The following is a 23401-nucleotide window of genomic DNA, read 5'->3' as shown; positions in this document are numbered from 1 at the left end:
CCTGGCAAAAAAGCCCCGATCTTAAGTCGGGGCTTTTTTGCCAGGCAGTCAATGTCATAATCAACACAAGAGCTTCTTTAGTCCAGCGCAGGAAAGGTGTCAGTAGCTGTGAAGCATCCCAAATACTTATTCAGGAAAGTGAAAGGCCATTACTTCCGTATAAACCAGTTTCCCTGTGTCTGTAGGAAAGTGGAAGATGTACGAGAACGAGCTTTCTCCACGGCCACCATTTTCCCTAACGAAGTATGGATGCTTCTTTACAGCATCACGGATGGCCGTTAAAACCTTAGAAAATTCTTTGTTTTTCACAAAGAAGATCAGTGCTGTTTTGCTGTCACGCCAAGTCAGATAACGATCAAATAATTGATTGATCGTCTCTAGAAAGCCAGATTCCCCTTTCCAGTATTTGCACTCCGCTACAAATAGATTAGAGTTGTCCTTGTAGCGGACCAGTATGTCTGTCTTGCCTCCTTTATTAAAGGTTTCTCCCGTCACAGTTGAGCTTTCATAGCGAGTTTCCAAGAGGGGCAAGATGTAATCCCGCAGCTCTTCCTCATCCTTTACCTTATAGACAGATGGTTTCTTTTCAACTGATTTATACGTCGTATATATAACGTTGATAATATCCTTGTAGAAGGCATCATCCAAACTCGGATTTGGAGTGTATTTCTTTGGAACCGCCTCGTCTAACTGGGGTTCGGGAACTCGTTTCTTTGCTGGTGCAATCGACTGATATAATGATTCTGTATCATTGTTAATTTGAATGCCAATGCTTTCAAAAAAAGTGTTTTCACTTAAAGCTTTCTGTTTTCTGGCTTCGTACGATGTAGAAAACGTGTAGCGAATTTTGGTATTAAATATTTCAGCTTCACGATTTATTGAGGGGATGTTATCAGCTACATAGGCAAGAAAGGACTGCTTCGACGCATTGAACGCTTCTGTGTTTTGTTCAGTAAGCTCCAGGGTATGCGTTACAATACCGCTGTCGTTACCTCGCGCTTCTACAGTTGCCTTTACGCTATTGAGCGTATAGGTAGATGGCTGGAGATAGAAGAGGTAACTTGTTCCTGTAAATGGCAGGCTGATGTCTATTCTAGTTGTTTCCGCTTCGTATGGACCCCAGACACCACTGACTGATCGTTGCCCTTTGCCTGCAAAAGACGTTGTAATCCTTTCTGGATATATGATCAAGGGCTTCTGTTCGAATCGATCAGTTATGTAGCGCAACCATTCTTCATAATCTATATTTAGGACGTAATCATTTGGCTTTTCGCTGACCTCTTTCTTGATGATTTCAAGGTAGTTATCAAAGACCTCAGAAGCGTTTTTCTGCCGAAAAAGTGAGATACGTTCCATTATGATAGATATGTATGGCGTAATAAAGGTGCATTTTGCCCAGTAATCAAGTAATTGCTGTTGCAGTGGGTTTACTTACCAGCTCTCAGGCTACAAAAACACATCATGGATAAAAAATATCAGGTCTTTATTAGCTCGACATTCATTGATCTTACCGATCAGCGTCGCAGGGTAGTTGACACAATTCTCAGGATGGGGCATCTCCCTGTTGGCATGGAGCTCTTCAATGCTGCAGACGATAGCCAGTGGGAAATTATCAAAACGCACATCGATAACTCTGACTACTACTTACTCATACTGGCCCACCGTTACGGTACAGAAGCTGATGATGGACTAAGCTACACAGAGAAGGAATTCAATTACGCTTTAGGAAAAGGGATACCCTGCCTGGCTTTCATTATAGATAAGTCAGTAAAGTGGAATGCGGAATTCGTGGAGAAAGGCAAGAAGGCAACTAAGCTAAATACCTTTAAAGCCAAATTCACTAACCGCTTGGTCAACTATTGGACTTCAACAGAGGATTTGGCAGCTCATGTTTCGCTGTCTTTAAGCTCTTTGATGACAACGAAGCCGCGAGTAGGTTGGGTTCGAGCTGATACGGTCAGTAATAATGTGTTAGTTCTAGAAGAGCTGTCCAGGCTCAGTCGGGAAAACAGCGAGCTAAGATTACAAGTCGATGCAAAAGGCAACGATATCGATAGTATTGAACATACCGAGAAGGTTCTTTCTGCTATGGAATATCAACTGGAATTGCCTAGCGGTATTGGCACAGGCACATTCTTAGATCTCTTTAAAGCGCTTGGAAACGACTTCATGGATCAGATAGGATCCCACCAGGTCCCAGAGGCTATAAAGAAAGCGCTTACGGGTAGCCCGCATGCATCAGTAGACGTAGGTAATTTAAGAGAGGTTCTACTTAGAAATGCTGAAATTCTAGGGTTAGTAATTGCCACCAGAAGTCCGTCTGGAACATATTATTTCAACATGACGGAAAAAGGCAGACGCCTATTGGTCCATCTAAGTTATCCTCTCGAATAGCATGATATAACTATGTAACCTCAAAACTATAAACTACGTTAACCTTTGCGCTGCTTCAGTTAGCAGTTGGTCTAGTTTGTGGGCTATTATTCTTTTTACCTATCACTACTACTACGATGGGAATTCAAATTACCCCCAATATGGGGCTCAAAATCACTTCCACCCACAATGAGAAGGGTAAAGTAGAGAAAATCTTTGTGCAAGCTGTACGAGATGTAAACCTAAGTGACTACTTGATCTATGATACCACGTTTGACGACGAGGAGGATTTCTCCAACAAAGGCCGACACGTATACCGCTTTCCAACCTATCAGCTAGCCAAGGGAGAACGAGCTGTCTTGTGGATAGCTGAGGGGCCGAGAGGGGCGAAACCTACTACAATTCACGAGAAACCAGCTCAGCGCTTCTATTGGGGTAGAAAAGGGCCTGTCATCAATAATACAGGTGATAATCTTACCCTAGTGGAAATCAGTGCTTCTAAAGTCTACTCTACTAAATAGGATTATCTGCACCAAGCAAGAGCCCTGACCATATGGTCAGGGCTTTTGTATTACCCTACCTCCCGTTTCCGCTTCTCCATGACATGCTCCACCCGCGCCTGAAACTGAAACAGGGTCAACTGCTCCGGAGCAGCTACCCCGTTCTCCGCTAGGACACTACACAGCTGCCCAAAGGCGCGGCGGCGCAGCACCAGCGTATTCTGCGGGTCGCCGGTTTCAAACACGGCCGGCTCCAGCATATCCAGCAAGGCATTGTCCATCTGCTCCACCGTCTGCAACGCGGTGGGGTCGGCACTGAGCAGGTAGTCGCACAAGGCTAGCACGCGCCGCTTCAAGTGGGAGGCGCGCGTGACTTCATCCGCATCCGTGTCAAAGCGAGCCGGAAAGTGTACGGCCAGCTCGTCACCGAAAGCTTCCTGCACGGACGCTAGGGCCTGGGTGATGTGTTCGGGCGTGAGGCCGCACACTGTAAGCTGGTTGAGCAGGCGCTGCAATCCTTCTTCCGAAATATCCATGGTAGGCACACCATCTATACTAGCTACCAGTACAGCGAAAGCCAAGCGCTCAGGAGAGTAGGACACCTCGGCAAAGTGACGGGCGTAGTGCGCATTGCTCAGGGAAAGAAACTGCTGCTGTTCCTTGCCAGGTCGAGTATCAAACCGGGCCGCTAACTGTTCGTGGCGTTGGGCATCTTCCTCTGTCGAGCCAACGCCATTTTGTAGGGCAGCGTAGCACTGGTATTCCAAGTGCCGAGCGACGGGTAACTCCAGAATGGATTGATAGTACTGGAGCTGGTGCTGGGAGTTTAGGTCTAGAGTGCGCATGATTATGTATGTCTTATGCATACAATATAACTACCGTATTACAAAAAAAGGCTCCACTCTTATGTAGAGTAGGGCTTATTGTTACGCTGCCAATAAATGACCTAGGCTAAGTGCCATTTTCGCCCAACTCAAGAAGAATGTTTCGGTGGGCAAAAGTGAAATGATTGGCGATATGTCTGTGAAGCACTCAGTTTGCCCTCCAAATGATAACAAAGGGTTATATGAAATATGTTTTAAGTGCTGATGTAGTTTGTTTTCTAAATCATACACTTCTCCAGCATCATAAGACTTATACAACGCCACAGTACGAAATTGGTAAGGGAATGATGTCTTAGTGAAGCGTTTGCCAATGCTATTAAATGTTATACCAACCTTATAAAATGATTCGTTCCTGTTTTCAGCCTTTATAATATACAAAGTAGCTTTTCTGTTGTTCTGTTTGGCAATCCATTGGCTCCTAGACCATCCACCGGTGTTTTGACTTTCAATACGAGATCTAATGCTTTTAATCTTTCCACAAGAAGGGCATCCCAATCCTCTTACATGATGAGGAGCCGTTTGAAGGAATATTCCGTGTTCCTGGCATACAATCTGCAATTTTTGCAAAGACGTAAAGTCTTGAGGTATCAAGCTGTAATCATAAACGTGCTGGTGCCTAGCATGAAACTTGGTTATGTACTTATCTTTTCTATTCCGGCCACCAGTAGTTATATCCCAAGCACATTTTCTACAACCTCTTCCGGCGAGTAATTCGGCAGGCCATTTTCTAATAGCTCCATGTGTTTTACAAACACATACAACTTTAGTCTTTAGATTTCGATAACTGCAAGGAAGTATAAACAAGGTGTGATGTAGGAGTCTTACTTTACATAGGAAGTCATCAACAGGCACTGTATGATTGGCTGCACATTTTGCGCAACCTTTACCGGTCAAGTGATTACTGGGCCGTTGTTGGAATAGACCATGCTGAGGACACACTATGCTAACTGGTTGAGATTGGCCTGAGTACTCCACTTGGGAGTAATCATACCGCTCTCCATGTACAGCGTGGGCCTTGGCAATAAACTCTTCAGTGGTGAGTTTAGCAGGCATTGTTCCTCCTTTCTGCCAGCTCTACTTCCTGGCCCCGTTTCAGTGACTGTTTATCCAGTTCCTTATAATAGGCGTGCTCTTCCAGGTGTTCCTGTTCTTCCTGTTTCAAAGCCAGGTACTGACGCATTAGCTCATCAGCTACGTCGCTTAAAAAGATGCTGACCTCCTTCAACTGTGGGGAAAGGGCGACGGTGCGCGCACCGCTGCGCACAGTGAGTTCTAATGTCCCTTCTAGTAGAATGGCCCGCACGGCGTTGTACTGTTTGCCGATGGCTTTGCGGGCCGCCCGTGCTTCACGGGCGGCCTGCTTGTAACCGAATTTCATCGCGTAGGCGGGTTAGGCGGCTACGGCCAGTGAGGTAGTGGAGCCATCCACGAAGGCCAGCTGTAACGCCCGGTCGCGCTCTGTTGCTACTCGGCACACGTTGCGCAGCCACACAAATTGGCGGGCTACATCCTGGCTCTGGTACACCGTGTCATTGGCACGTAGGCGCTCGACAGGGGTAAACACTGCTCTCTGCATCACGTCCATAATGGAGCGGCGCACGGTGGATAAAATGAGCCGTTCGGCGGGGGAGAGGGCAACATTTGAAGTTGCGGGGGTGGTTGCGTTTTGCATACCTTTGGGGTGTTGATTAAGTAACCGGGCCTTGGTTCGGTTGCTGAGAGGCCAGCGGGTGCAACCGCTGGCCTCTCCCTGTTTCTGGCCCTTTGACAATCAAATATACATTGTTTTTTTCCATTGTTAAAAACAATTGAAAAGTATTTTCATTGTTTTTAACACTTGCAATTATCATTGATAAAATTTATATGTTTGCATCATGGAAGAGCAGCCAAGAAAGCAGGGGCGCCCACGCAAAGACCCTTCTCGACAGAAGAAGAACAGAACCATTTCGCTAACTGATGCAGAATGGAAAGAGATGGGAGAAAAAGCTGCCGCTGCTAACAGAGGAATCAGTGAGTACATCATTGAGCAGTGTGGCATTACTGCCAAGGACTAATAGCTAATCATTGCAAAACCCATTCTATAACCAGAATGGGTTTTTTGTTACTTGCTCTTACTAACCAGTATCTAGAAGACTATGGTAGATTTTGATTATATGGCCGGTACCGTAAAGCTGGATGATCCAGCAGGACCGCGCTCCATTCTGGAAATTCGCAGTGCACTTGCTAAAGCTTATGAGTTATCACAGCATACCCTATTTGCGGATGATCCTGTTCTGGATGTTTTCGAGGATAAGCCGTGGCACATGCACAGAACAACAGTGGAGCGAATGTTGCTCGAAATAGATACGCTTCCCAGCCTGAAGAACCGTATCTATACTATGACTAGTCAAGGACTAGAACTGGCGATAGCAGAGTTACAGAGCACTGAGAGAACCCTAGCTAAAGTAGCGGGTAGTGAACATGAGTACTTTGTAAAACTGCACTTGGCAGGAAAGTTAAAAGCGGAGTTGCGCTACTTGGTCAGTCTTGCGAGGCACGGAGTCATTACCACTAATAAGAGTGCTATCGAAGAACAATTAGATGCGCTATCAAGTAGCGCACAAAAAGTCGTCTACTTAAAGCAATTATTACTATCCTATAAGCAGCGAGAGGATCACTATGATAAAGAGCAATACGCTGAACTAACCAAGTTCATCAAGTTGGAGAAGAAGAAGTGGGCTCTCAGCGTAGACGAACCTCAGCCCTACTTCGCTACTACGGTTGATCTACTAACCTTCATCTCTAATGTCGTCACTACGGAGTTAGAGCATAATATTCGCTACCAAGCAGGATACAAGAACTTTTGGAGGGATGCTCACTATACTGTTGACAAAAGCGAGGTAGAGGTTCAACCTTACATTCGTACTGTGCTAGAGCCCGCCTGCAAACAGAGGAATGTCGCTATTCATCGGGAGTCATTTGCTGCGGATGGCTCAATAGATATGACATTTACATACTTGGACCTTCGAGTTTGCATGGAAATCAAGAAGGCTCAGCATCCTGATGTGGAGACAGCTATTAGTAAACAGCTAGTGACATACATGCAGGCCGAAAAAACCGATGCAGGTATCTATCTTGTATTATGGTATAAGTCATCCAATGGTATTTCCTTGCCAGCACGCTATGCTACACCTAATGAACTGGCTAATACTCTGCAACGGCACTCAGCGACAGACTACCACATCAAAGCTTATGTCATAGACTGCACCAAACCCATTAGCCCTTCAAAGCGACAATAAGCTTGGTTAATTTAACATTCAAAAATGCTAATATAAATAGCGGCAATTCTATTTTTCTGCGTACTAGCACGGATAAAGCGCTAGGTGCTAGTACGTATTTTGCCATATACGTGGCTTTTTGCTAAAGCTTTTATCTAGATTTAACGTTAGAGAGGAAGTTGTTTTTCTCACCTTTCTTTTCTGTACTATGTTGAAAACGTATATGATCGGATACGATCTAAATAGCCCAGGGCAAGGCTATGACGAACTTATCAAAACCATTAAAACTCTCGGCACGTGGTGGCACTGCCTAGACTCTACTTGGTTGATTAAAAGCTCTAAAACAGCGGTTGAAATTCGCGATATACTCACTCCCCATTTGGATGCTAATGATGAACTGTTAGTAGCCAAACTAAGTGGAGAAGCCGCTTGGCGCGGATTCAATAAGCAGTGCGCTGATTGGCTTAGAGAAAATCTATAAGCGAAGACAAAGAGGGCTCTAGATATCTAGAGCCTTCTTTGCTGTAACTACTCACCATGGCTTCCGATCTTATCACTTTACTTGAAGGTGCTGCACTTACCAAGTTCATAGGCCCCGCTGCGGAGCACTATGGCAAAGCAGCCTTGGAGCGCGCGCAACATTTAGGAGCGGCAGCATACCGCTATCTTGCGAATGTAGGCCGTGAAGCAGCTCCCGTTGCGCCCAACGTATTAGTGCCTCTTGTTCAGGCTGCCGCTCTCGAAATAGACGAAACATTGGCAGCCAAATGGGCGGCCCTCTTAGCGAATGCGGCCGACCCAGAAAAGCAGATTGCGGTTACGGCCAGCTATGTGGAAGTGCTACGCCAGTTAAGCTCAATAGACGCACAGGTATTGGAACACCTATACACGAAGGCGCGGCCAGACGATAGAAGCATACTGGACTGGGAGCAAGCCCCTGTGTACACGCAGGAGTTCCCAGCAGCACTACAGCTAAGCCCTACACAGGTATCGCTATCAGTGGAGACTTTATTGAGGCTGCGACTATGTACTCCTTCCACTTACAAAAATTCCAAGTTTGATGGTGGGCTTTCCCCTATACCTTCTCCGACATTTAAGGTATGTCCGACAGTGTTCGGGTATGAATTTTTGCGCGCCTGCATGCCACCTTTAGTATAAAATCGCCTAGATAAATATTGTCCCTATGACTTTAAAAATTACCTCTGACGAGCAGAGCACAAAGTTCAAACAGCACCTAGATGCTGAACGGAATGAGCGTATCATCTTTTCCGGAGCCTTTGGCATTGGCAAGACACACTTTCTACAGCAGTACTTCTCCAAAGCAAATACAGACTATCTAGCAATTCGACTCTCGCCGGTCAACTACTCGGTCTCTTCCAACGAGGATATCTTTCAGCTTATCAAGTATGATATCCTGTTTGAGTTAATGGCCGTGCATCGGCTGACTCTGGAAGCTGATCCAATTGATCGGAGTATTGCATATCCAACGCTGCTGCCAACTAAGATCAACAGCATTTTACAGGGGCTCATTGGGATGGTACCGCTGTTGAATAAAGACAGTGCGTTTATCGAGCCAGTAGTCAAATCAATTAACTCCTTCTACGATGTCATCGAGAGTATTGAGGAGCAACGGAAAGACCCTGAGCTGACAAAACCGGTCCTAGCATTTGCTGAAAAGGTAGCCGCTACTTCCTTGCTGGAGATTGATTACATCACGCGTTTTCTAGAAGATAGTCTGAACGAGCTCAAGCAAAAGCGAGGGGCTAGGTTCAAGGTATTAGTCATTGATGATTTGGATAGAATAGACCCCGAGCATATCTTCCGGCTGTTCAATATTTTCAGTGCCCACCTCGACTACAATAGCAGCTCCAACAACAAGTTTGGGTTCGACAAGGTGGTGTTTGTCTGTGATATCCATAACATCCGCACCATCTTTCATAGTCGCTATGGAGCGGATACTGACTTCAACGGGTATATCGACAAGTTCTACAGCTTGGACATGTTCCACTTCGACAACCGCCAGGAGGTCAAGCGAATTGTGGATGAATTTGCTGCTGGCATCGGTGTGCCTGAGGGGTACCAAAATTTCTTTGAGTTATATATCAAAAAGAAGCACAGGCGCAGGATTAAAGCACAGCTACCGTTGATTTTAGAAGAGCTGGTGCATGCAGGCGCGTTAAAGCTGCGCAGAATAGCGACGACACATCAAGTTATTTTTCCCTTTGTGGAAAGAAAAATTCGTTTTGACCGCAAGGGGCGTGAAGTAGGGAACTGGCAAATTCCTATCGTTGTCGTGCTGGAAATGCTCCAGCTAATTCTAGGAGGGACGTGGGCTTTGGAAGCGGGACTGAAGAAGCTGGCTTCGTATGAGAAAAGTCAAGAATACACTGATCAGTCTGTAACAGACCAAGATTTCTTAGTCGGGAATCTGCTGCCCATCCTAGACTATGAACAGCACAAGTTCAAAAGCAGCCACAGTGTGAATAACTCAGATGCAACTGGTTTACTCGGATTTGAGCATCCTCAAACAAAGCAATTTATAGCTTACCAGTTGCTGGAGACTGGGGAAAGTCATGACCAATACTACGGTTATATAAAGTTAGTAGACGGGGATGCCTACCACAGTCAAGAATTAGACTATTTCAGCTTGCTATACCTAGCCTTTACACAGCTTAAGCAGATAGGGTATTTCAGCTAAGAAAACTGTGCCCTAATAGAAAAGTCCCACCCCCGATAGGGAATGAGGCTCCAGTAGCAATAGGCGGCTTGCTCTCACACGCCCGGCCACAACACCTGTATGCCTAGCCAGCCCGGCACAGGAGGAGGTTTGCAGTCTTGATCTAATAGTTGAGAACTTTATCTCAAAACTTCGCAGGTTTATCTCAATACTCGGCGACTTTATCTCAATACTTGGCAACTTTGTTCTCAAGTTGCGTACATTTGTATCGTACGATACACAAAATAGCGGGAGCCAACCCGTAGGCTAACTCCCGCTACTGCCTTAGTGCCTATCAAACCAATCGGTAAAATAGGCGCGAAGAATGCTCCCAAGAACTGTTTTGCCCAGTTCCAGGAACACCCGAGGAATGCCAACCTTGTCAGTATCCTTCGGTTCAACACGCTTTTTCTTCATCAGAGTAGAAGTAAGGTGTTTGCCCACCTGCTTCTTAAAACCCCGGCTGCTCCAACAGTCCGGGGTTTTTGCTTTTCTGGAGCAACCCGTATGTTGGTGAGGTGGCGTAACCACCATGCGTGTCAATGAGAGTAAAGGTAATTGGTGGGGTAGCAAGTCATCCTATTTTGCTAGCATTTTGCTATATATTTTTTGAACAGAGCCTGTTTGCATAATCAATATCATTGTATGTATTTTACATACAATGATAGAGCAAAACGCCCCTCAACTTCGCTTTACCCTATTAAGCGACCTGTTCGGTCCCCAGCGGCAATCTGCTGATCCTGTGGGCTGGGAAGAAATAGGGGTTCAACTGCACCGCGACGGAAAGTACCACGGTCTCACAACCGAGTACACGGTCGAACTGGGCTTTGTAAAAGAGGGCCGGGCGTATTTGTTGCAGGCGCTGGAAATAGCCGGCATAGAAGCAGAAGTGGCAGTATTGATTGAGGTGTATGACCCCAACGCGTTTACCTGGGAAGTGTATTACCGAGGCCGCCTTGACTTTGCCGGGGCAAGCAGCACGGCAACCGAGTTTCGGTGTACTGTGGAAAAGCCGGGTTTCACCATCAAGTTCCTGAACCGCGAAAACATCACGGTGGACTTGCTCGGGCGCGAGTCGGTGGGCGGTAGTGCGTTAGCTCCATTTACCCCAACCACGGTAGAACTGCACAGCAAAGCTATCCGGCAACGGTATGAGGCGGAAACGTCCGCCAGCCCACCGCCCCCTTTGCCCGACTACGTGACCGACGGTAACAGCCGCTTTAAGGTGATGTACTTTGGGTTTGGCTCAGCCGTGGTAGATGAGTTCGGCGTACAGGAAACCTACGCGGGTACCATCACCATGCCGGATACCAACCCAGAGGTGCCGGTGTACGTGACCAAAGAAAAGGGGCTGTTCAGTATTGATTTTACTGTGTTGGCCCTGCTGCGGATTCAGCGGCAGAACGGGAAAGGTGACTTCGATAAAGCAGATGGGGAGGTGTATTTCCGTATCAACAGTGAGCCGCCAGTTAAGCTGTTTGAGTTCCGCGACAGCGGCATTGCCGGTGAGTTCCGCAAGCAGCTGACCGCCGCCTACCGTGTCACTCGCAACCTGAACATCGGTGACCAGGTGTATCTGTATGGCCGCCTGCATGTGTACGATATCAGCGGGCCATTGATTGGCCCGTACCAGTTCACCACATACATAGAAATGCAACAGGGCTCCTATTTCAAGATGGAGGCGCTTACCCAGACCGACCCAACCCCGGCGGCTGGGCTACTGGTGTATGAGGCATTTGACCGGCTCGCACAAGCGGCCACAGATAGCCCGGTAGCGTTTCGTTCCGCCTACTTCGGCCGTACCGACACCCGCCCGGCGTACCCCGCTGATGGGGCGGGTAGTCTGACGATGGTTACCGGTGGTTTTCAGGTGCGCGGATTTCCCCTCGCGCTGAAATCAATCTATGCTACTTGGCAAGGGCTGTTCGACTCCCTAAGCGCGGCGCACTGGCTGGGCTATGGCATCGAACGGCTGCCCGGTGGTACCGAGGTGGTGCGAGTGGAACAGGCTAGCTACTTCTACTCCGATGCGGTGGTACTGACGCTGGCCGCGCCGGTGCAGGATCATTTACCCGATATAGACGGGGTGGCGTTCAGCAACTTTGAACAGCACGTTATAGCAGACCGCTATTATAACCAGGCGGAAGCGGGTTGGCAGAAGTGGCAGGTGCAGAACCTGAACGGGCTGGACGAGTTCAACACGCGCCGGGAATGGGCATTGCCCTTGACACAGGTACAGGCTACCTACACTGCCGTAGGCGGCTATATCACCGCCGGATTGTATCTGGAGAATACCCGGCGGCAGCGTTATGAAGCAACGGCAACCACCGATGACCAAGCCGACAACGACAACTTTTTAGTGTGTCTGTTACGCCATCCGTTGGGCGGCTTCCAGACCGAGCGAAACCAGCTGTTCGCCGATGTAACGGGGCTACTTTCACCCGATACCGCCTATAACCTGCGGTTGTCACCAGCGCGGGTGCTACGTCGGCACAGCCCTGTGTTGGCTGCTGGGTTGTTTGGTCGCCAAGGCAAGCGAATCCGTTTCAGCTTTGGCGAGGGCAATAACGAACTGAGTACCCGTCTGCCGGGGGAAACCGCTGTTGTCGAAAAGGCGGACATATCAGTCGAAGAGTTGGGCCCGCCGCTGTGGCGTAACGAGTCTTACCAGTTCACCGCCCCGTGTACGTGGCAACAGGCGCTGGCTATCCTTTCCCGGCCCAACGGGCGTATACGGTTCCGCACAGAGCGAAACGAGGTGCGCGAAGGCTGGATACTGGATTTTAAGCATGACCTCATTGGTGGTACCGCTGATTTTACGCTGTTGCGGTGTTATGCTTTAAGCCAGTAGTCCAGCAGTTCCTGCGAGCCAAGGCCCAAGCCGTCAAATAAATCGGAATACTGAACCGGTTCACTCATGTATGTAAAATACATACAATAATGCCGGAAATACAAACGCCCCACCGGGTAGGCGAGGCGCTGTTGCAATAGGTGGCGCTCTTTTGTCGGTACACACCTGTAACCCGACGGTGCAAACTTATCATTCAGATGTATAAACCATCTGAGCTTGTATATTATTTCTCCAGAACTATCCTCTGGGTTATATACTTATTATTGTACAACAGCCGCAAGGTGTATAAGCCATTGGGCAAGTGTTGTAAGCTGAAGCCATCTGCGACTGTATGAACATTTACTGCCTGTCCTTTAGCATCGTATACAGCAATTAATTCAGTGCCTTTATCAAAGTGTATTTTTCCAGTGGTAGGTGAGGGATATGCTTTGCTATAAGTAACTGTGTTGTTCAGTGACGGTGTTGTAAGCGGAGATGATAGTTTAGATTGGGGGCAACTCGATACAACATTGGGATTACCACCTGCTACACATACGGGGAAAGTATTAGTGCATTTATAATCGAACTCATCAAGCATTGCTGATTGACCGATTATAGCCGTTGGAGCAATGTATATCTTTCCATTACCAATTACATTTATCTGTACGCTAGGATCAATGCAAATATAAGCTCCGTCTTCTACGACGAGGGTACCTGCAATATCGATTACGGTGTTTGGGCGAATTGCTAATGCGCCACCTTGCTTAACAAGGAAATAGGCATTTTCGCCGATGTATAGATGTGTAGGGTCGGCAGGCTTCGTACCAGTGATATACATTGCATTTGTGCTCCCTATTTCTAAGCCTGTAACGATTGTAGTTGGGACAGAACCTCCAATTGTAAAATTGGCGTCCCATACTTTGTGCTTAACGTTAGAAGAAAACAACTTTACAAATGACCCAGTTGGTACAATGAGTCGTTTCCCATAGGCTCTTTCAGTGCGTGCAAAATTAGAGCGGGAGGGGCTGTCTATATCTCCTATATTGCCCTCGAACTTTACGCCGTTAAACAAATTGTGAGTTGACGATATAGGTGCGATCTGATTGTTGTTTATGAACGTACAGCTACTGAACACTGGAACAAGCTCAGGATCATAGGGTGAATGAGCTTCATCCCAGATATGTTGACGCTCATTCGAGATGAAGGAGCAGAGTTCAAAACGCATACGCTGTGCTCGGCCATCGGTGTTAACCAAAAAGTCTCCACCAGCAGGTTGACCGTTATACCTTTTATCCTCAAATGTGCAGGCATAGAATGCAGTGGCATCATTGGCATTGTCTGCTAGACTTCCATGGGTAAACTGCCCATAAATGTTGCAGTATTCAAATCTGAAACCTCGTTGCGTCACGGAGGCCGCTAATTGGGTTCCTGTACCTGATTTAACACCCCAAAGTGTGCAATTGCTGAATAAAATATTCTTAGTAGTAATAAATGTATCAGACAGGTTCGGGTTGGTAAGTGGACGCATAGATCCAACACCGAATGCGTAGTTATCAATAAACTCACATTGAGCAAACTTTACGTTTGCGACATTGGAGTCCTCGGGTTCAACATCAACTCCACAGCCTGGGTTGGATGGTACAGTCGTATTCGATATTGTGTTTATAGCTCTTCCTGTATGATTGAATTTACTGTTCAATACAGTTAATCCGTTCACGCCAAGCAAGCTGAAACCCTGACGAACGTTGTAATTGAATGACGAGTTAGATATACGCATCTCTTCGTCATGTATCATATCCATGTTACCCGTGATATTTCGAATGCATACACCATCTTGTCCGAAATAATCAGCACTGACATTATCGATATTAACTCTTGATGTTTCCGTTACAATAATGCCGGTGTACTGAAGCTGAATGCCGTCATCACCCCATCTATTACCAATTTGCGCGTGAGTAACATTTCCATTTAATGATAAATCTCTAATAGTAATATTTTCAGACCGATCGATTTTTATACATGCCCCAACGGTGGCAGCATTATCACGAGAGTCTTCCTTATTAGCGGATGGTTGGCCAGTTAAAGGGTCGAAAGACCCATATTTCAACCCGTCTTTGTACCGAATGAGAGTTTTGTCTGTTCCATCGCCTACTATTTCTACGTTATAGCATCGTATTAGACGCAACACATCTTCTCCATTCAAATAATAGTTATTATCATTTGACCATGGATAAGGGGTCTGAGAATTTACAGGCGCGCAACAGTTGACACATGCATCTTTAGGAATTTGCCTTCCTACTATATAGGTGCCTTCAGGAATATACAGTTTGACTTTTGCGGATGGGTCCTGAATGTAGATACTGTTAATTGAGCAAGATGCTGCTTGGAAGGCATCATGATCATCATGAACACCGTCACCTACTGCCCCAAAGTCTTTAATGTTCAGAGCTGTGATTTGTGCAAAACTACTGGTCGCTTGTAGTAGGCTTATCAGCAGTAATGGGGCATAAAATGCTCTAATTCGTTTGGAGAGGTTTGTCATAAAGGTTTGACTATAAAGTGGAAAAGCTACTTGTGATGACACCAATACAAATGCCCTGTTCACGGCAGTGCTTCACAATAACTTGTTATGAGCAACAGCAGTAAGCAGGGCAACAGGTAGCAGGGACAGGTATTTCGGCGCTAATATATAGGATTAACCATTGTACAGATTGGTTACAGCAGTGAACTGCTATTAGATTAGCGCTGAAACCCTCCCACAAACCGGCACAACGCCGCCGCCGGTAACGCCCCGGCCACCCACCACCACGGCAGAGCCAGTAGCGCCACACTCACAACCAGTAGGGTCAACGACAACCAGAACCCTGCGCAGAAGTCGCACCGGGGAAACCAGCGTGGGCCCCAGACCTCCCAGGCCCTGAGCCAGCCCCACTTCTCGAAGCAGACCAACAGACAGGCTGCAGTGAGGGCTACCAGCACCACCAACGACAACAGTTCACTTAGCATAGTACGTTGGCGGTATGCATTTCCAGTTGAATGCGAAAGCCAGCGTAGGGGTGCTGCAGCACCGGTGCTGCTACCAGGTCAGTGGTGAAGCCGCGGAATACCTCATCGGGTGAGGTATACACGCGCTGTACCAATACCCCCAGACTGGTAAACAGCCGCAGCACATCGCGCAACAGCTCAGGATCGAACCGGTCCGGCCGGGTATCATCGATACGCTGCAGATTCCCCCAAAATATCCAGTCAATACTTTGAGTGAGGGGCAGGGTGCCCGGCGTCGGCTCGCGCAGGTCGGTTACAGCCGGGTCACGGGGCAGGAAGAAGCCCTGGGCCTGCACGTTGTCGTTGGGCAGCACGTCGCGGTACTCGCCGGTGCTGGCGTACACTTTGGGTAGATACACGGTTTTACCGTCACGCTTCTCGCTATGCCGGAAGGCCTTACCGTAGCTCACCTGCAACCAGGTGAGGCGCTGGGCCAGCAGCAGCTGCAGCCGCTGGATTTCGGCGTCCAGCCCGACCGGGTTGGGCAGCGTGGGCGCGGTGGGGGTAGCGTAGGAAACCATCAGGCTAGTTGGCTAAAAGACGAATGTATTGGCCGCCGTAACGCTGCTTGTAGCGCAGGTACGCAGCCAGTACCTGTTGAAATTTTGCCCGGATATGCAGATGCTGGCCACCCCACAGAACTGAGCAGACCGGGTACTGCTCATCGGGGAAAATACGGGGTTCAGTAGGCCCCAGTACCGCCGTGGCTTGCGCCCATTCCCATACCCCGATACCACCGGCAACCAGCCCCTTATCATCAATCCAGATCTGTTGGGCCATGAACTCGGTGCCGTGGTTGAACTCTTTGAATTCGGGGGTATCGTTGCTCATACGCCTAATATGTCGCGGGTTTTCTGCTGTAAGTCGGGCTTGATATAGTCCTGTCGAAACTCATCCAGCGCGGGGTCGGGCACCCCGATAATGTCGGGTCCGTACCTCTCTTCCAACTCGGCTGTTTTGGGGTCCGTTCCAACCAGCTCCACTTGCTTGCCAGATAATTGAGCAATGATGCCGGTGTAGAAGTCGCCACTGTCGCGAAGCGTTACCCGGTCGGTGGGCTGGCCTTTGATCTGCTTGAGAGCGATGGTGAGGTCGGCGTACTCCGGGGTGATGTCGGCACCGGTAGCATCTTTGCCGCTGGCCAGCTGGTCGGTGTTGGCATCTTCCAGGAAGGCCGTGTTGTCGCGCACCGTGTCTTCTACCTGTTGCTCCAGGACCCGGGGCAGCCGCTGCAGCGCCCGGGCCAATGCGTCGAGTCGGTCGCTCATAGCTTAAAAGATGGTGAAAATGACAGTTCGGGTACCTGGCACACTTCGCAGGCAACGTACGGCGAAGTAAAGTGGGATAGGACCTCTGCTATCGACCAGACACAGTTGACCCTGGGAGCTAATAACCGTGCTCATCCGATGGATTTGAACTTAATAGCCCCAGGCTTGGGCGCACACGGCAAACAGGTAGCCGATACGCCCGAAATGTCCACATCCAGCGCCTTCAGCGTACGGCTCAGCTGCGTGAGCAGGCCCGGCTGGCCATCAGTGCGGTTATTGAGTTCCATCAGGGCCAGGGCCTTTGTTTTGTCGGCCAGACCGTTGTCGCGGGTGGAGTAAGCCATCAGGCTCAGCAGGTTCACGGCGAGCTGCTCGCGTACGGCCGCCGCGAAGCTGGGTACCTGGCCAGCCAGCCGCTGGGTCAGGTCGCAGGTAGCTTCCAGTCGCAGGTTCAGGCCCCAGTTGGTGTTGCTCTGATAGGTGATGTCATCCGACAACGCAGCCTGGGAAAACGGCAGTACCTGCACGTAGGGACTCCACTTATCATACTGCACATAGGCGTTACCGCAGCACTGTCCGGGGCGCTGTTGCAGGTTCTGGTCCAGCCGGATAGCCTGCCCGCTCAACTCATCCTCGTAGTACCCAAAGTACCAGGTGCCGCCGGACTTGCTGGCCAGATCGATGGACTGCGAAAGTTTGCTCCATTCGAAATACACCCGGTCGATGCGGGGTATTTCCAGTTCAGCCACCGGCGTATCGAGGTCGGAGCTATGCAGCACTACCAGCCGGAAGTTCGGCTCCCGCTCGGTGAACTGGGTGCCGATGGCCGTTACCCGCACGCCGATATCCTGCATGCCCGGCCGCATCTTGAGCGCCAGGCCAACGAAGCGGCCCTGCCGGATAATCTTGTCCCGATACGCGCCGCTGGCCTCTGTGAGTGGCAAGTCCTGGAGCAGGCGTTTGCCGGTACCCGTCAGCTGCTTCTGCTCGCGAAACGACTGCAGCACTTTCGTTGCAGCAGTTACGCGGGCGGTTTTCAGGAAGTCGGGAAACGCAGCGGCCGGCATCTGCGGGGCTGCTTGCTGAATGTTGCGCAGGGTCAGCAGCGGATGCACATCCTGCACGGCCAGCTCGCCATCCGGGGCTAACAAGTCATTGGGCAGGCTGGTCAGCTCATCAGGCGCACCGGCAACGGGCCGGTAGCCGATGGTAGTGGCGAGCAGGGCCGCGAGTGTGAGGGTATTAAACATAGCGGGAGGTATGAAAAGGTAAAATGCCCGTCCCGCATCCGGGACGGGCATTTATCACAAATAGCACTCTCAGGCTGGCCTTAAGCGGCAGCTTTCTGCTCCACTTTGATGATGGGGAAGAAGCGGCCGGCCTCGTCGGAGTTATAAGCCTTTACCCAACACACATCGAAGCTATATTCGAACGACTCCACGGCCGTGCGCGTGAGAGCCTGCAGGTTCTGGCCAGCCAGGGGAGCCGACTGGTCCGAGCAATCCGCCCGGTAGAACAGGCCCATGGTACCCAGGCCGGGCACGTCCTGAGTAGTCCACTCACGCACGGGGTTATCGGCCCCACCGTGTACCACGCCGCGGGCGCAGTCGGGATCTACCCGGGTTTCCAGGCCTACAGCGCCATCAGCTACCAGGTACATGGTGGCGCGGTTGCCGGTGCCGGGCAATACGCGGTTGGAGCGGAAGAACTGGCCTACGCCGTCCAGCACGTAGCTCAGGTCGCCGTCGTTGGTCTGGCCAGCACCTTCAATGGCGCGCACATCGGCCATGGCCATTGGGTTGGTGAGCACGTCCGGAGCACCACCCAAGTCCATCGTTTCCAGGATGGATTCGATGTAGTTGTAGAACTCCTTACGCTCGGCATCGGGTACTTGCAGCGCGTCGGCCACCTCGGGGTAGTAGGCGGTGATACCGGCGGGGAAATACTGGTTTTTAGCCAGCTCCAGGTGATCTACGCACTGTGTGTCGAGGAACTCCATCGTTTTCAGACGGCGGGCTTCAAACAGGCGGTAGAACGTATCCTCGTAGCTAATCTCGTTGTTGATATGCTGCGAGGGAATCATTGGGAAGCCGAAAGCCACGGTGGCGAAGGTGAACGTCACCAGCTTCGTGTTCAGGCCACCTACCTGCACGGCGCAGGTGCGCACGTTGGACAGGGTGGGGTTTTCGTAATCGATAACCGGGGCCTGCACGGTGTTACCGAACGAAGCCTGCAGGGCCTGCCGCAGCTCGGGCGTCATGATACCGGTGGCCGAGGCGGTTTGCTTGCGGTACAGCTGCAGCGCGCCGTAGTTGGAGCCGCGCAGTTCCAGGTTGTCGAGGCCACCATTCGGACGCCGACGGTAACGGGTGCGGATGGCCTGTTTGAGGGTTTGAGCGATGGAGGGCATCGTCGTAGTAAGGGTAAAGTGAAAAGATGAAACAGGGGTGCCAGGTCGTCCCGTAACCAGCGGCAAATGCAGTAAGCGTATTGGCCAGCGGCGCACGTCTCATGTGCGCCGCCGACACTAGATGTTAGCGCAGGGGTAAGCCCGTGCCGAATTTGTCGTAAGCGTCGTCGTACTCTTTGGAACCTTCGGTCAGGCCGTACTCCATCAGCCAGTCCATAAGCTGGCCCTGATTTTTCACGGTGGCCGGCAGCGTAGCGGGTAGGGCAGTAGGCTTACGGCCACCCTGAGCTCCACCCGTGCCTTGCCCACCAGCACCGCCGCCCTGGCCTTGGTGGCCGGCGTCTACCACGTCCTTCAGCATATCCGCCAGGATATAGGCGGCATCAGCTGGCTGGTTTTTGTCGTTGAGCAGGGTTTTGCCATCCTTGATGTAGACCACCGATGTAGTGCCATCGGCGTTCTGCTGCTGTTTGGCCATGCCGATGATGGATTGCGTAGCGTTGTCCACCAGCACTTTCACCACCGACTCTTTCACCGACGGATCGAACTTGATACCACGCACCCCGTCGCGGATATCGAGCTTCACATCTTTCTGGAACAGGGCTGTATCCTTCTCCGTCAGTTGCTTCTGGTATTCGGCTTCTTTGGTCTGCAACGCTTCCAGCTGGGCTTTCATCGTTTCGTTGCCGTTGCCGTCCGCAATGGTTTTTTTGAGGTCGATAATTTCCTGCTGCAGCGGAGTCGTATCCTCCTTGAACTTGCCGATAACGCGCTTGGCGTAGTCGTAGGTGCGTTCCGTAGGGTTACGGGCAATGCCAGAGGTATCGAAGATGTCCTTGTCAAGGCCATCGTAGATTTCCTTGGTTTTGGTGCCGATAAAGCTGGTTTCCTCGTCGGCGCTACGGGCAACGTAGCCGGCACCTTTCACGGCACCTACCAGGTGCGGTACCAGGGCGGGGTTGGCTGCCACGGCGGCGGTCAGCTCTTCGGGGGTAAACGAATTGTCGGTGATGGCCATACTTCAGTCTCGTAGAAGTGGTGATGGTGGGATAGTTAAGCAGCGGCTTTAAAGTCCGTTGCCGTATGAATGAATTCGCGACCTTCGGGGCCGTCGAGCGTGTAGAAGGTTTTGCCGCCGTCTTTGCTGAACGCATCAGATTGGCGTCTGCTCTGCCAGATTGGTTCGCCGCCGTAGCTCACGTCCATCCATTCTTCCGGATTGTTGGTAAGTGGGCCAAGAGGCTGGAACCGGGCGAGCTTTTCGAACAGGTTCAGGGTCTGGTCGTGCGAGCCGCCGGAATGGCCTTGGTAGGAGAGCACCTGCACCAGCTGCATTACCGAATTAGCAACCTCCCCACCGTAATCCGCCGTCTCATCCCACAAGCCGGCCGCTTTTAGTTCGGCCCGGGCGTGCAGCACCAAGTTGCTTTTGTTCGTCTGCTCTAATGCTGGAGCACTCCCCTGTACCCACATAGGCGGTTGGGTGTGGCCAGACAGCAAGCCGATAGTGACGCAGTGCGTCTGATTGATGCTGATCAATTCTTCGGGCCCCAACTGCCACTGGCTGATACACTGGCCGTCATCGGTGCGCAGAATCGGAAGGGAGCAGCATTCTTCGTCGGTCATGTTGGCCGGCTTCTGGAGAACTGCGTTTGCTTCGGGGAAGTTGATGGGAGTTGCCATGCGAATGGGAAAATGGCGGTGAAACAGACACTCTGACGTTATTATGCGGGTGGGACGGAAGGGCCGGCTCCGGAAGTCCCACCCGCGTGGAACCGGCCCCGGTCACTTATTCAGCGACCTTCCCGAAATCGGCATCCTTGGCCTGGATCAGCTCGATGAGCTCATCGTAGTTCTTGGAAGCCGTCAGTTCTTTTTCCTCGGGATACAGCTGCTGGAAGCGCATCTGGGCATCCTGAAGCGAGGGCAGTTCCTTCTTAGGCTGCATCGGCTCTTTGTTGCCGTCACCAGCTTCAGCAGATGCCTCAGCTTCTTTTTTGGCAGCAGCAGGGCGCGGGTCGTGCAGGATGGTTTGGGAGTCGTACTCGGCAAAAGCGTTGTTGCGCTCCATGCGCTCGTACTGCGCCGGCACCAGCTTCACCACCTTGTCCACGTCAGAGTATTCCTTCTTCACTGGGTCGTTGACCTTCTTGGTGAGCTTCAGGTGCACGCGGTCGGCTTCGTGGGCGGGAAACTCATACGAGCTGTCCTGATTGCCTTTGGCCTGCTCGATTTCTTCGCCGTTAAGCTGCTTGGCCTGCAGTTCGCGCAGGTCGAGTTTCTGGGTTTTGGCCGCCACTTTGGCTGCCGCTGCCTTGGGTTTGGTTGTCGTTGACATAAGACAAAAGGATTTGAGTGATGAGGGCCAGTTTGATATGGTAAGGCTGAAGCGAGGCGAAGCGGGTAACCGGCAACTTCTCCGACTCAAAGCGGGTGAGGTAGCGGCCGAAATCCACCTTCAGCCGCATCAGCTGCTCGTCGAAGAGGCCGGTTACTATCGGCGAGGTGCCGGCGGTGGCCAGCATGGTCAGGATCTGATCCACCGAGTATTCGGGGTAGGGTTCCAGGTCGGAGAGTATCCGCATCCGGTCCAGCATGGCCGGGTTGTGGCGGTACTCGGTCTGATAACGGAATTCGCGCTGCTGGCTCAGCTCGTACACGGGCCGGCCAGCTTTGCGGGCCTCCGCTTCCTCAATGGCGAGCTGCTCCGGGGTTTTGAGGTAGAACCGCTCGCCCATGTTGACGATGGTAGAGCGGTACAGCGAGCCATAGCGCAGGCGGCCTTTGATGGTAAGCTCCCAGGCGCGGGCCTGTTCCAGGGGCTTTTTGAACTCCACCAGTACATCCTGCTTGATTTCGAAGCCGGACTGCACTTGTTTCTGATTCTTGGCCTGCTCATTCTGAGGCTCCCCACCACCACCGAGCACCGACCGCAGCAGGGCTTCGCGGCGTTGCTGCTGCACCTGCTGGATATGCTCCAGCACCTGCACATCGGGCGTGACCATGCCGATGGGGTCGCGGGTGTCGGGCATATCCTTGGAAGGCGCAGGCACCTCCACGTACACACCTGGTCCCAGCAGCTCTTTGGCGGCGCAGGATGGGCACTCGTACACCTGGTAGCGGGGTATCTGCTCGCCGGTGCCCAACGTCTCGTAGCCGGTGATTTTATTCACCTGCCCGCCTTGGCACCGCTGGCCATCGGGGGCCTGATAGTCGCATTCCGACTCAAAGCCCCAGATGATAGGGAAGGTGCCGTACTGCCGGTAATACTCAATGGCTCCATCCCACCACACGAAGCGGTCGAGGCTGCCGAGTACGGCCGTCAGCGGGGCCCGGCGGGGCAGGTCGGTGGCTTGGTCCAGCGGTTCCGACCACAGCACCCGGGCCGGGCAGGTGCCCAGCTGGTGCGGGTTGTTCACCACCTCGGTCCACTGCTGCTCATCTACCGGCTTTTCCCAGATAGCATAGGCCGCATCATCGTAGACGTGTAACCGCTCGATTTCGCGGCCGGTAGCATCCTTGTAGCTCGGCTGGGTGAACATCACGTACTCACAGCTGCCATCGGCTTTCAGGAACACATCGAAGATATCCTCCAGGTGCACCAGCAACGTGTATGGCTCCGGGTAGCGGGTGCGCTGCTCCGCGGGCATATCCACTACCAACAGCGCATGTGGCCGGCTTTTCAGTGCCGAAAACGCTTCCTTCTCCCAGAAGTCCGCCTCGCGTTGTGCGGTGCGGAACTGCTCGAAGTCGGTTTCCAGCTCGGGCGTGGCCAGCTCGCAGCTGATCATGCCATCCTCGGCTTCAAACACCCGGCGCAGGCCAGTGAAGATGTCCTCTACAATGTCGGTAGTCGGCAGCGGAGCCGGTACGCACTGTTCCCACTTGGCAAATCGGTCAGCCGGCAGCATGGATTTGGCCCAGTCGCGCAGATATAGCCAACCGGCGGGCCGGCGGCTGGTATCCACGTGCGGAACCGCGTGCAGCCGCAGCCGCTGCTCATGCCGCAGACACTCCGCTATGGCCAGGCCGTTGGCGGGGTTTTCGAGGAGAGCGATTACGTCTTGGGGCTGGAGAATCATCGGCCGTAGGGCGCGCGGTGGTGGCGGTGGGCGGCT

At 51.3% G+C, this 23401-nt stretch carries 25 protein-coding genes; 8 read left to right on the top strand and 17 right to left on the bottom strand.

What is annotated here, in order from left to right; translation table 11 throughout:
- Positions 1–126: 126 nt before the first annotated feature.
- On the bottom strand, positions 127–1356 hold the full coding sequence (locus EI291_RS05550; protein ID WP_125418817.1) for a hypothetical protein: 1230 nt from the start codon (positions 1354–1356) through the stop codon (positions 127–129).
- A gap of 105 nt (positions 1357–1461) precedes the next feature.
- Between EI291_RS05550 and EI291_RS05545 the strand changes: the two genes are divergently transcribed.
- Positions 1462–2394 (top strand): DUF4062 domain-containing protein, encoded by a 933-nt coding sequence (locus tag EI291_RS05545; protein ID WP_125418816.1) that lies wholly within the window; start codon positions 1462–1464, stop codon positions 2392–2394.
- 116 nt (positions 2395–2510) lie between these two features.
- Positions 2511–2894: a hypothetical protein gene (locus EI291_RS05540; protein WP_125418815.1), complete on the top strand. Its 384-nt coding sequence runs from the start codon at positions 2511–2513 to the stop codon at positions 2892–2894.
- A gap of 50 nt (positions 2895–2944) precedes the next feature.
- On the opposite strand, the gene EI291_RS05535 is transcribed toward EI291_RS05540, so the two are convergent.
- The 4 genes from EI291_RS05535 to EI291_RS05520 all read right to left on the bottom strand — a co-directional run bounded on the left by EI291_RS05535 (position 2945) and on the right by EI291_RS05520 (position 5429).
- Entirely contained in the window at positions 2945–3718 is a 774-nt protein-coding gene (locus EI291_RS05535) for a hypothetical protein (RefSeq protein WP_125418814.1), read from the bottom strand.
- Positions 3719–3799: 81 nt separating this feature from the next.
- Positions 3800–4324, bottom strand: coding sequence for a GIY-YIG nuclease family protein (locus tag EI291_RS22780; protein ID WP_170172524.1), 525 nt, complete (start codon positions 4322–4324; stop codon positions 3800–3802).
- A gap of 475 nt (positions 4325–4799) precedes the next feature.
- Positions 4800–5135, bottom strand: a complete 336-nt coding sequence (locus EI291_RS05525) for a hypothetical protein (protein ID WP_125418812.1) — start codon at positions 5133–5135, stop codon at positions 4800–4802.
- 12 nt (positions 5136–5147) lie between these two features.
- Positions 5148–5429 carry a hypothetical protein gene (locus EI291_RS05520; RefSeq protein ID WP_125418811.1) on the bottom strand — a complete coding sequence of 94 codons (282 nt, stop codon included), beginning with the start codon at positions 5427–5429 and terminating at the stop codon, positions 5148–5150.
- 202 nt (positions 5430–5631) lie between these two features.
- Here EI291_RS05520 and EI291_RS22615 point away from each other — a divergent pair, with 202 nt between their 5' ends.
- From EI291_RS22615 to EI291_RS05500, 5 genes are all read left to right on the top strand, one after another.
- Positions 5632–5811, top strand: a complete 180-nt coding sequence (locus tag EI291_RS22615) for a hypothetical protein (protein ID WP_148103387.1) — start codon at positions 5632–5634, stop codon at positions 5809–5811.
- A gap of 81 nt (positions 5812–5892) precedes the next feature.
- Complete coding sequence (locus EI291_RS05515; protein WP_125418810.1) at positions 5893–7035, top strand: hypothetical protein; 1143 nt, start codon at positions 5893–5895, stop codon at positions 7033–7035.
- A gap of 187 nt (positions 7036–7222) precedes the next feature.
- Positions 7223–7495 carry a SinR family protein gene (locus tag EI291_RS05510; protein ID WP_125418809.1) on the top strand — a complete coding sequence of 91 codons (273 nt, stop codon included), beginning with the start codon at positions 7223–7225 and terminating at the stop codon, positions 7493–7495.
- A gap of 56 nt (positions 7496–7551) precedes the next feature.
- Positions 7552–8172: an Abi-alpha family protein gene (locus EI291_RS05505; protein ID WP_125418808.1), complete on the top strand. Its 621-nt coding sequence runs from the start codon at positions 7552–7554 to the stop codon at positions 8170–8172.
- A 25-nt stretch (positions 8173–8197) separates the two neighbouring features.
- On the top strand, positions 8198–9712 hold the full coding sequence (locus EI291_RS05500) for a P-loop NTPase fold protein (RefSeq protein ID WP_125418807.1): 1515 nt from the start codon (positions 8198–8200) through the stop codon (positions 9710–9712).
- A gap of 303 nt (positions 9713–10015) precedes the next feature.
- Here EI291_RS05500 and EI291_RS23320 read toward each other — a convergent pair whose 3' ends face one another.
- Positions 10016–10147, bottom strand: a complete 132-nt coding sequence (locus tag EI291_RS23320; protein WP_262697267.1) for a hypothetical protein — start codon at positions 10145–10147, stop codon at positions 10016–10018.
- A 325-nt stretch (positions 10148–10472) separates the two neighbouring features.
- Between EI291_RS23320 and EI291_RS05495 the strand changes: the two genes are divergently transcribed.
- Positions 10473–12581, top strand: coding sequence for a hypothetical protein (locus EI291_RS05495; RefSeq protein WP_170172523.1), 2109 nt, complete (start codon positions 10473–10475; stop codon positions 12579–12581).
- A 223-nt stretch (positions 12582–12804) separates the two neighbouring features.
- On the opposite strand, the gene EI291_RS05490 is transcribed toward EI291_RS05495, so the two are convergent.
- From EI291_RS05490 to EI291_RS05440, 11 genes are all read right to left on the bottom strand, one after another.
- Entirely contained in the window at positions 12805–15102 is a 2298-nt protein-coding gene (locus tag EI291_RS05490; RefSeq protein ID WP_125418805.1) for a glycosyl hydrolase family 28-related protein, read from the bottom strand.
- A 197-nt stretch (positions 15103–15299) separates the two neighbouring features.
- Positions 15300–15566: a hypothetical protein gene (locus tag EI291_RS05485; RefSeq protein WP_125418804.1), complete on the bottom strand. Its 267-nt coding sequence runs from the start codon at positions 15564–15566 to the stop codon at positions 15300–15302.
- A complete protein-coding gene (locus tag EI291_RS05480) occupies positions 15560–16126 on the bottom strand; it encodes a hypothetical protein (protein ID WP_125418803.1) in 567 nt (188 codons plus the stop codon). Before EI291_RS05480 ends, EI291_RS05485 begins: the two co-directional genes overlap by 7 nt.
- 4 nt (positions 16127–16130) lie before the next feature.
- Positions 16131–16436, bottom strand: coding sequence for a hypothetical protein (locus EI291_RS05475; RefSeq protein ID WP_125418802.1), 306 nt, complete (start codon positions 16434–16436; stop codon positions 16131–16133).
- Positions 16433–16873, bottom strand: a complete 441-nt coding sequence (locus tag EI291_RS05470) for a hypothetical protein (RefSeq protein WP_125418801.1) — start codon at positions 16871–16873, stop codon at positions 16433–16435. The genes EI291_RS05475 and EI291_RS05470 overlap by 4 nt, the downstream gene beginning before the upstream one ends.
- A 131-nt stretch (positions 16874–17004) precedes the next feature.
- Positions 17005–18123, bottom strand: a complete 1119-nt coding sequence (locus EI291_RS05465; RefSeq protein WP_125418800.1) for a hypothetical protein — start codon at positions 18121–18123, stop codon at positions 17005–17007.
- Between the two features lie 80 nt (positions 18124–18203).
- Entirely contained in the window at positions 18204–19283 is a 1080-nt protein-coding gene (locus EI291_RS05460; protein WP_125418799.1) for a hypothetical protein, read from the bottom strand.
- 124 nt (positions 19284–19407) lie between these two features.
- On the bottom strand, positions 19408–20301 hold the full coding sequence (locus EI291_RS05455) for a hypothetical protein (protein ID WP_125418798.1): 894 nt from the start codon (positions 20299–20301) through the stop codon (positions 19408–19410).
- A gap of 35 nt (positions 20302–20336) precedes the next feature.
- A complete protein-coding gene (locus EI291_RS05450) occupies positions 20337–20966 on the bottom strand; it encodes a hypothetical protein (RefSeq protein WP_125418797.1) in 630 nt (209 codons plus the stop codon).
- Positions 20967–21072: 106 nt separating this feature from the next.
- A complete protein-coding gene (locus EI291_RS05445) occupies positions 21073–21621 on the bottom strand; it encodes a hypothetical protein (protein ID WP_125418796.1) in 549 nt (182 codons plus the stop codon).
- A complete protein-coding gene (locus tag EI291_RS05440; protein WP_125418795.1) occupies positions 21527–23365 on the bottom strand; it encodes a hypothetical protein in 1839 nt (612 codons plus the stop codon). The genes EI291_RS05445 and EI291_RS05440 overlap by 95 nt, the downstream gene beginning before the upstream one ends.
- Positions 23366–23401: the final 36 nt, after the last annotated feature.

Origin of the sequence: Hymenobacter rigui (genome assembly GCF_003944715.1) — a bacterium.
GTDB lineage: Bacteria > Bacteroidota > Bacteroidia > Cytophagales > Hymenobacteraceae > Hymenobacter > Hymenobacter rigui.
Note: the sequence above shows the minus strand (reverse complement) of the source record. Positions and strands in the feature narration are given on the sequence as shown.

What these genes read in the sequence shown, in the direction of transcription:
- EI291_RS05550 (WP_125418817.1), bottom strand. Translation starts at nt 1,356, where the DNA reads ATGGAACGTATCTCACTTTTTCGGCAGAAAAACGCTTCTGAGGTCTTT.
- EI291_RS05545 (WP_125418816.1), top strand. Translation starts at nt 1,462, where the DNA reads ATGGATAAAAAATATCAGGTCTTTATTAGCTCGACATTCATTGATCTT.
- EI291_RS05540 (WP_125418815.1), top strand. Translation starts at nt 2,511, where the DNA reads ATGGGAATTCAAATTACCCCCAATATGGGGCTCAAAATCACTTCCACC.
- EI291_RS05535 (WP_125418814.1), bottom strand. Translation starts at nt 3,718, where the DNA reads ATGCGCACTCTAGACCTAAACTCCCAGCACCAGCTCCAGTACTATCAA.
- EI291_RS05525 (WP_125418812.1), bottom strand. Translation starts at nt 5,135, where the DNA reads ATGAAATTCGGTTACAAGCAGGCCGCCCGTGAAGCACGGGCGGCCCGC.
- EI291_RS05520 (WP_125418811.1), bottom strand. Translation starts at nt 5,429, where the DNA reads ATGCAAAACGCAACCACCCCCGCAACTTCAAATGTTGCCCTCTCCCCC.
- EI291_RS22615 (WP_148103387.1), top strand. Translation starts at nt 5,632, where the DNA reads ATGGAAGAGCAGCCAAGAAAGCAGGGGCGCCCACGCAAAGACCCTTCT.
- EI291_RS05515 (WP_125418810.1), top strand. Translation starts at nt 5,893, where the DNA reads ATGGTAGATTTTGATTATATGGCCGGTACCGTAAAGCTGGATGATCCA.
- EI291_RS05510 (WP_125418809.1), top strand. Translation starts at nt 7,223, where the DNA reads ATGTTGAAAACGTATATGATCGGATACGATCTAAATAGCCCAGGGCAA.
- EI291_RS05505 (WP_125418808.1), top strand. Translation starts at nt 7,552, where the DNA reads ATGGCTTCCGATCTTATCACTTTACTTGAAGGTGCTGCACTTACCAAG.
- EI291_RS05500 (WP_125418807.1), top strand. Translation starts at nt 8,198, where the DNA reads ATGACTTTAAAAATTACCTCTGACGAGCAGAGCACAAAGTTCAAACAG.
- EI291_RS23320 (WP_262697267.1), bottom strand. Translation starts at nt 10,147, where the DNA reads ATGAAGAAAAAGCGTGTTGAACCGAAGGATACTGACAAGGTTGGCATT.
- EI291_RS05490 (WP_125418805.1), bottom strand. Translation starts at nt 15,102, where the DNA reads ATGACAAACCTCTCCAAACGAATTAGAGCATTTTATGCCCCATTACTG.
- EI291_RS05485 (WP_125418804.1), bottom strand. Translation starts at nt 15,566, where the DNA reads ATGCTAAGTGAACTGTTGTCGTTGGTGGTGCTGGTAGCCCTCACTGCA.
- EI291_RS05480 (WP_125418803.1), bottom strand. Translation starts at nt 16,126, where the DNA reads ATGGTTTCCTACGCTACCCCCACCGCGCCCACGCTGCCCAACCCGGTC.
- EI291_RS05475 (WP_125418802.1), bottom strand. Translation starts at nt 16,436, where the DNA reads ATGAGCAACGATACCCCCGAATTCAAAGAGTTCAACCACGGCACCGAG.
- EI291_RS05470 (WP_125418801.1), bottom strand. Translation starts at nt 16,873, where the DNA reads ATGAGCGACCGACTCGACGCATTGGCCCGGGCGCTGCAGCGGCTGCCC.
- EI291_RS05465 (WP_125418800.1), bottom strand. Translation starts at nt 18,123, where the DNA reads ATGTTTAATACCCTCACACTCGCGGCCCTGCTCGCCACTACCATCGGC.
- EI291_RS05460 (WP_125418799.1), bottom strand. Translation starts at nt 19,283, where the DNA reads ATGCCCTCCATCGCTCAAACCCTCAAACAGGCCATCCGCACCCGTTAC.
- EI291_RS05455 (WP_125418798.1), bottom strand. Translation starts at nt 20,301, where the DNA reads ATGGCCATCACCGACAATTCGTTTACCCCCGAAGAGCTGACCGCCGCC.
- EI291_RS05450 (WP_125418797.1), bottom strand. Translation starts at nt 20,966, where the DNA reads ATGGCAACTCCCATCAACTTCCCCGAAGCAAACGCAGTTCTCCAGAAG.
- EI291_RS05445 (WP_125418796.1), bottom strand. Translation starts at nt 21,621, where the DNA reads ATGTCAACGACAACCAAACCCAAGGCAGCGGCAGCCAAAGTGGCGGCC.
- EI291_RS05440 (WP_125418795.1), bottom strand. Translation starts at nt 23,365, where the DNA reads ATGATTCTCCAGCCCCAAGACGTAATCGCTCTCCTCGAAAACCCCGCC.